2 protein-coding genes are annotated in these 6,302 nt (G+C 62.9%); both read left to right on the top strand.

Features of this window, described 5'->3' with window-relative positions:
• The first annotated feature begins 273 nt into the window (after nucleotides 1-273).
• The gene (locus ACOVRJ_RS06965) at nucleotides 274-1,815 is read left to right on the top strand and encodes a ShlB/FhaC/HecB family hemolysin secretion/activation protein (protein WP_422043160.1); all 1,542 of its coding nucleotides are present in this window, start codon (nucleotides 274-276) and stop codon (nucleotides 1,813-1,815) included.
• Between the two features lie 334 nt (nucleotides 1,816-2,149).
• Nucleotides 2,150-6,302: YDG domain-containing protein (locus ACOVRJ_RS06960; RefSeq protein ID WP_422043159.1), on the top strand; the 4,153-nt coding region annotated here is incomplete at its 3' end.

The following is a 6,302-nucleotide window of genomic DNA, read 5'->3' as shown; positions in this document are numbered from 1 at the left end:
CACCCTCACTGGGCCGCCTCGCTCAAAAACTTACACCACCTCCTGGGACATCACCAGAAAGATTCCGTCTACGTGCACAATGCCCCTATGCCCACCCCCTCACTCACGCCGGCGCCAAAGGCACTTACAAGAGCGCAGATCGCAACTGCAGGGCTGCTGCTCTTTCCTTCGCTGGTATGGGCACAAGCTCAAGTCGACGCTGGAAGTTTGTTGCAACAACAAAGGCAAACCAAGCAGCCGGAAACTACGCACTCCCAAGCCGAGCTTCCTCGCTTGAGGCAGCCCCAGGAACTGGGTTCTGCCGGCGGACGGCAGGTGCAGGTGCAGCGGTTTGAGCTACAGGGCAATCGGCTCATTGCCAGTGACGTTTTGCAGGCCAGCCTGAGTCTGTATCAGAACCGGCTCGTCGGCCTGAGCGACCTGCGACGCGCCGCCGCCGCTATTGCGGAGGTCTATGCCCGAGCTGGCTGGCTGGCGCGTGTCTACCTGCCTCCGCAAGATGTGACCGACGGCATCATTCACTTACAGATCGAAGAGGCCAGATTTGGCTCGGTCCGTGTTGAGAAAGGTGGCACGACCCTACGTTTTGACGAGGCGCGCGCTGTGGCCATGATTTTGGTGCAACAAAGCCCCGGCGAGCCATTGCGCATGCCGGCGATTGATCGCGGCCTGGCGCTGCTCGCCGACCTGCCGGGTGTCAGTAGCAAGGCCAGCTTTGTGGCCGGCACACAAGCCGGAGAAACCGATCTGCGGCTCGAATTGAGCGACGAGGCGCTGTTGCTCGGCGACGCCGGTCTCGACAACGCCGGCAGTCGCTCTACTGGTCAGAACCGTTTGAGTGCCAAGTTAGGTCTGGCCGGTTGGCTTGGCGTCGGCGACATGCTGACCGTGGATGTTAACCATACCAAGGGCAGCGACTATGCCCACATCGCCGCGTCGGCACCGCTTGGCTTGCAGGGCTGGCGCGGCAGCGTCAACGCCTCGCGAATGCAATATCGGCTGATCGAGGCGGGCTTTGCGGCCTTGCAGGCCAAGGGTGAAGCCCGTACCTGGTCCCTGGACGCTACCTTTGCCGCATTGCGAACTCGCGAGCGGAATCTGTCGGTGCAACTCAGCATTGAGAACAAGCACTTCCGCAACGACGCGAACGGCAGCACCAGCAGCGACTACACATCAGGCCTCGTTTCTGCAGGGCTGAGCGGCAATCTGTTTGACACCTTGGGGGGCTCCGCCGCCAACGCGGCAGGACTGATCCTCAGCCAAGGGCGCCTGAATCTGAGCGGCTCTCCCAGTTTCGCAAGCGACTCGGCCGGCCCCAAGACGCAGGGGAGCTTCACCAAACTGCGTTACAGCTTTAGCCGCCAGCAATTCTTGAGCCCCGACCTGTCGCTCTATGCCTTGATTGCCGGTCAAACCAGTGACCGTAACCTCGACTCTTCGGAGAAATTTTTTCTCGGCGGGGCACAAGCGGTGCGTGCCTACCCCGCCAGCGAAGCAGGCGGCGCACGCGGGCAGATCGTCAAATTTGAGTTGCGCGCGCAGTTGCAAGCCAACTTCCGCGGCGCTGTGTTCTACGACTGGGGCCACATCCAAGTCAATGTTGACAACAACTTCCCTGGAGCGCCGACAGTCAACAAGGCTACGCTTCAAGGGCTTGGGGTGGGCCTGACCTGGGCCGGCCCCCACGCACTGAATCTGGCGCTGTCTGTCGCGACGCGCATCGGTCACAACCCGCTGGCCAATGCCGCGGGCTTGGATCAGGACGGCACCCTCCAGCGGACAAGGGTCTGGATGCAGGCCAGCCTAGCTCTCTGATCGCGTCCTGCCGGAGGCATATCTGTCGATTTTTCAAAGGGAAGCTGCTGCGGCCTGAATTCGACCCAGTTGTCTTCTCGGTTTCGCCAAAAGAGCGATTGGCAAAAAATCATAAGCCCCGCGCATGACTTAGTGCACAAAAACCCAAGACCTTGTGCCGACAAAGCCCTCCCCAAAAAGAGGGGGGTTTAGCAAAATGCAGGCATCAGAGGTAGGAAGGCTTCGCGGCGCAGAAGGAAACGTAAGTCCTCAGTCGCAAAATTGTTACCGATAGCCAGCCATGAAAGAACATGCCAGCATCAACCGCCTGTACCGGCTGGTATGGAGCGAAAGCATGGGAAGCTGGATCGCGGTTAGCGAGAACAGCCGCGGCCACGGTAAACGCAGCATCATCAGCGGCGCCTTCGGTGCCCTGCTCTTCGCGCTGCGAGGCCTACCGGTCTTAATGGCCTTCGCATTTGCCGGCGCGCAAGCGGCACCCGCCGTGAACGCGCTGCCGCAAGGCGGGCAAGTGGTGGCCGGCCAAGCCTTGATCTCGTCCAACGGTGCACGCCTGGACATCAAGCAAACCAGCCCACGCGCCGCCATCGACTGGCAGAGCTTCAATCTCGGCGCCAACGCAAGCGTCGATTTCAAACAACCCAGCAGTGCCAGCGTGGTCTTGAACCGCGTGCTGGATGCACAGCCCAGCCAAATCTTTGGCCGCATCACCTCCAATGGCCAGGTCTTTTTGAGCAACCCGGCCGGCATCTATTTCGGCCCTACAGCGAGTGCCGACGTCGGCGCACTCACCGCCACCACCCACAGCATCTCGAACGCTGACTTCATGGCCGGCAAGACCAGCTTCGCCCGCAATGGCGCGGGGGGCAGCGTTGTCAATGAGGGCAGCCTGATCGCCCAACTGGGCGGCTATATCGCAATGCTGGCCCCCCATGTCTTGAATGATGGCGTGTTGATCGCCAAGGCCGGCGCCATTGCCATGGCCGCCGGCGAGATGATCGAACTGAAGTTCATCGGCGAGCGCCTGACCCAATTGCTCGTTAGCAAGTCGAGCATCGATGCCCTGGTGGAGAACCGCCAGGCGGCCCTGGCCCCGGACGGCCTGATCTTGCTGTCGGCCCAGGCCGCGCAGGAATTGCAAGGCGGCGTGATCAAGCAAAGCGGCCGCCTGGTCGCCGACTCCATGGTCAGCCGTGGCGGGCGCATCGTGCTGGAGGCCGATCACATCTCCCTGGGCGCCGACAGCCAAACCCTGGCGCGCGGCGCAAGCGGCGGCGGCGAGGTGCTGGTGGGCGGCGACTGGCAAGGCAGCAACGGTGTCTTTCAAGCGCAGCGCGTGACGATGGACGCCGGGGCCTTGATCGATGCCAGCGCCACGCAGCAAGGCGACGGCGGCAAGGTTGTGCTGTGGTCGGATGTCAGCAAACCCGAGTCGGTCACCCGGGCCCATGGCCATATCTTCGCCCAGGGTGGCGCGGCCGGCGGCAACGGCGGGCAGGTGGAAACCTCCAGCCACCTGCTCGACACCGAAGGAATTCGGGTCAACACGCAGGCCCGCCAAGGCCGCGCCGGCCTGTGGTTGCTCGACCCCACCAATATCACCATCGCCGCCGCCGGTGCCAGCGGCACCGCCTACTCGGCCAACTACACCGCAGGCACGGACTCGGTCATTCTGGCCTCCGACATCAATGCCAGCTTGAACAGCGGCACGTCCGTGACCATCGCCACCAGCGCTGCCGGTGCCAGCACGGGCAATATCGCTGTCAATGAACACATTGCCAAAACGGCCGGCGGCGACGCCACCCTCATCCTGAAGGCGCATGGCGACATCACCATCGCCGCCAACAAGTCCATCTCGTCCAGCACTGGCAAGCTCAATGTGCTGCTCAACAGTGATTTTGACGGCAATAGCAGCGGCACCATCACCATGAACTCGGGCTCGGCGATCAGCAGCAATGGTGGCTACGTCACCTTGGGCGGCGGCACGGCGGGCGACGGCATGGGTTCGGCTTATGGCACTGCAACGAACGGGCACGGCATTTACCTGAACGGGAGCATCAACAGCGGGGCGGGGAAGGTCACACTGACCGGCACATCGAACTCCGGCTATGTGTATTCGGTACGTGGCGTCGAGTTCGATAGTTCGGCGAGTATCACCACGAGCTCCGGCGATGTCTCGATCACCGGGACCGGTCAGTCCTCTACAAATCGATACGGCCATGGCGTGCGATTGGGGGCCTGGTCGAAAATCACGACCGGCCTCGGCAACATCACGATCCTTGGCTACAGCAGCCCCTTAGGCCAAGATTCGAATGGTGTCGTATTCAATACCACCTTAGGCCAACTGACCACGGGCGGCGGGAACATTTCGGTGACAGGGGTCAGCCGTGCCAACAATGCGGCCAATGATCCCAACAGGGGGATTTCGGGGGTGTACGGCGCTTCGCTGGTGGCCGGTGGCAGTGGCACCGTGACCCTGATTGGCACGGGCGGCAGCACGGGCGATAACTCGACTGGCGTGGTCGGTGTCAACATCAGCACGGCGGGCGGCGCGGTCAGCATCCAGGGTACATCTTCGTCCACGGGCACCGGAACCTATGGTGTTGACCTCAGCAGCGGCTCGATCAGCACGTCCGGCGGCGCGGTCAGCATCCAAGCGGCCTCGGCCGCTGGCACGGCGGGCGTCAACCTCGGGGCTAATACGGTCAACAGCTCGGGTGGCAACATCACCTTCACCACCAACAGCTACCTCGGCGCGGGTACCGAAACCATCAATGCCGGTGCCGGCACCGTCACGATCCAGAACCGCTCGGTCGGCACCCTGATCGATGTCGGCGGCGCGGACGTTCTGAGCGGCAGTCCCTTGACCTTAGGCGTTTCCAACACAGAGTTGGGGCGCATCACGGCGGCGAGCACCAAAGTGGGCAGCAGCAGCGCCGGGGCCCTGACGGTGAGTTCAGACATCGCCACGGTCTCGAGCGTGGGAAGCCTTTATTTGCAGTCGGGCGCAAGCGTGAGTGGCTCCGGCGGAATTGCCGCCAGTGCCGGCCTCACGATTGACGCGGCCTCCAGCGGCACGCTGTCGGGCGTGATTGGCGGCGGGGCCTTGACCAAGACCGGTGCGGGCGCCACCACCTTGATCGGCACCAACACCTATACCAGCACGGCAGTCAACGGCGGCACCCTCCAAATTGGCAGTGGCGGCAGCACCGGCACTTTGGGCTCCGGGGCGGTGAGCCTGGCCAACAATGCCAATCTGAGCTTTGTGCGGGCTGCTTCCACGACCATTGGTAACAATATTTCCGGCAGCGGCAATGTCTCAGCCTCCATCACCGGGGCGAGCAACACGCTGACCGTGTCCAGCCCCATCAGCCTGAGCGGCGGCACGGTCGCGCTGTCCGCAGACAACGATGTGGCAGTCAGCGCGGCAATTGCCACGACCAACACCAGCAGCGCGGCCGTGCTACTCAATGCAGGCCAAAGCACCGGGGCAGGCTCCAGTTCCGGCGGCAATCTGAGCTTTACCGGCAGCGGCGCCGTCAGCGTGGGGACCGGGGGGCGGGCTACGTTGATGAGCGGAGCCATTGCTGGGAGCACGGGCTTGACCGCCTTGGTCGGATCGGGCTCAGGCAATTTCCGCTACAACAGCGACGAGGTCTCGACCAACTACAGCAGCGCCTTGGGCAGTGGGATCTATGCCGTTTACCGCGAGCAGCCCAGCGTCAGCGTCGCCAGCCAAGCCATCAGCTATGGCGACTCGCCGTCCTCGATCTCAAGCGCCGGGGTGGTCAACGGAGATCCGGTGAGTATCAGCGTCAGCAGCCCCCTGTACTCAAGTTCCAATTCGTTGCGAGCAGGCAGCTACGGTTTTTCAATCAGCGGCCTGACTCCCTTGGGCTACAACCTCGGCAGCAACTCCGGCACTTTGACCGTGAATCCCAAGGGCGTGACCATCACCGGCATCAGCGCCGCCAACAAGACCTATGACGGCAACACCGCAGCCACGCTGAACACCACGGGTGCCAGCTTCTCCGGCAAGGTCGCCGGCGACACCTTGACCGTCGCCACGGCCACCGGCAGCTTTGCTGACAAGAACATGGGCAACGCGAAGACCGTGAGCATTACGGGCCTGAGCTTGAGCGGCAGCGACGCCGGCAACTATGTGCTCGACAGCAGCACCGCCAGCAGCAGCGCCAATATCGATGCCGCCCACATCAGCGCTATCACCGGCATCAGCGCCGCCAACAAGACCTATGACGGCAACACCTCGGCCACGCTGAACACCACCGGTGCCAGTTTCTCCGGCAAGGTCGCCGGCGACACGCTGACAGTCGCCACGAGCACCGGCAGCTTTGCGGACAAGAACGCGGGCAACGCGAAGACCGTGAGCATCACCGGCCTGAGCTTGAGCGGCGGCGACGCGGGCAACTATGTGCTCGACAGCAGCACCGCCAGCAGCACCGCAAACATCAATGCCGCCCACATCA

Source organism: Roseateles sp., assembly GCF_049240545.1.
GTDB lineage: Bacteria > Pseudomonadota > Gammaproteobacteria > Burkholderiales > Burkholderiaceae_C > Paucibacter_A.
The sequence above is the reverse complement of the archived record's forward strand: the minus strand, read 5'-3'. Positions and strand labels throughout refer to the sequence as shown.